Source organism: Phocaeicola faecicola (assembly GCF_013618865.1).
GTDB lineage: Bacteria > Bacteroidota > Bacteroidia > Bacteroidales > Bacteroidaceae > Phocaeicola > Phocaeicola faecicola.
Genome location: NZ_JABSOE010000158.1, coordinates 1 through 1,049 on the forward strand (window position 1 = coordinate 1; position 1,049 = coordinate 1,049).

Here is a 1,049-nt window from a genome sequence, read left to right on the forward strand (position 1 = left end):
CTGAATCATTCAATGCTAAAATCAAACTCTTTAGAGCGAATCTCAGGGGAGTTGTTGACAAGAAGTTTTTCTTATTCCGCATTGCGAACTTATATGCATATCCCCACTAAAAAGCTACTGACCCATTGTTTGGTCTGGCAGGGCGAAAAAAACTATTCATGTAATAAAACTATCAATAAAACTATCCATGCAATCCGGTAGGCGGTTCGTCGGATATCCGGTTGCATGGATAGTTTTTTTTATGTCTTTTTTTTGGGGGGGTGCTGATGGCTGGCGATTAAATGTGTACGTCCAGGGTCATTCTGTATTTCCCCTGTACCTGGCATTGCCTGCCGGTTTCTTCATATTTATAAGTAGCCTGGAAGGTTCCTTCTATCTGTGCATTGTTGCCGGCTTCCCTTATGGAGGTTACCTGATGGGTGCCGTATGCGAATTCGTAATAATCCAGGCTGATTTCAATGTCTGAAACCAGGGTGAAGTTTTCGCAGACAAGTTCTCCTTCCAGAATGTTTCCAAAATCACTTTGGTGAGGGTATTTCCCGGGTTCGGCTGACATCAGGTCGGGTTTTCGGGCAAAATGAGCGATGCTCGGCATGAAGGTAAACCCGTACTGGTCTTCGAATTTATCTATGACTACATTGGTGAAGCTGATCGGTCTGCCTTGGCTGTCGGTTCCGGCATTGTCAAGAATGACATATCCCCACGATGGAATCGTTTCTGTATAGGTTTTTCCGTCGAAGGTGACTTCGATGTAGTCGGAATCGCCAATGCTTGGGTCGTCGTCTTTTCCGCAGGAGATAAATGACAGGAGTAGGCAGAGAACGGTGGATAATAGATAGATGAATTTTTTCATAGTAATACTGTTTGATGTTTGTATTTAGGAAAATATGTTTCTTTTCTGATTTCCGGTTGGGCTGGGTTTCGGGTCAGTAGCTTTTTAGTGGGGATATGCATATAAGTTCGCAATGCGGAATAAGAAAAACTTCTTGTCAACAACTCCCCTGAGATTCGCTCTAAAGAGTTTGATTTTAGCATTGAATGATTCAGCA

At 43.1% G+C, this 1,049-nt stretch carries 1 protein-coding gene and 2 pseudogenes; 1 reads left to right on the plus strand and 2 read right to left on the minus strand.

All coding sequences use genetic code 11. The features are described 5' to 3' along the window. Positions 1 to 110, plus strand: a pseudogene (locus H3001_RS19935) (ISAon1 family transposase); the annotation flags it as partial. A 167-nt stretch (positions 111 to 277) separates the two neighbouring features. Here the strand turns inward: H3001_RS19935 and H3001_RS19105 are convergent. Both H3001_RS19105 and H3001_RS19940 read right to left on the minus strand, forming a co-directional pair. Then, positions 278 to 853: a hypothetical protein gene (locus H3001_RS19105; protein WP_181215798.1), complete on the minus strand. Its 576-nt coding sequence runs from the start codon at positions 851 to 853 to the stop codon at positions 278 to 280. 84 nt (positions 854 to 937) lie between these two features. After that, a pseudogene (locus H3001_RS19940) lies at positions 938 to 1,049 on the minus strand (ISAon1 family transposase); the annotation flags it as partial.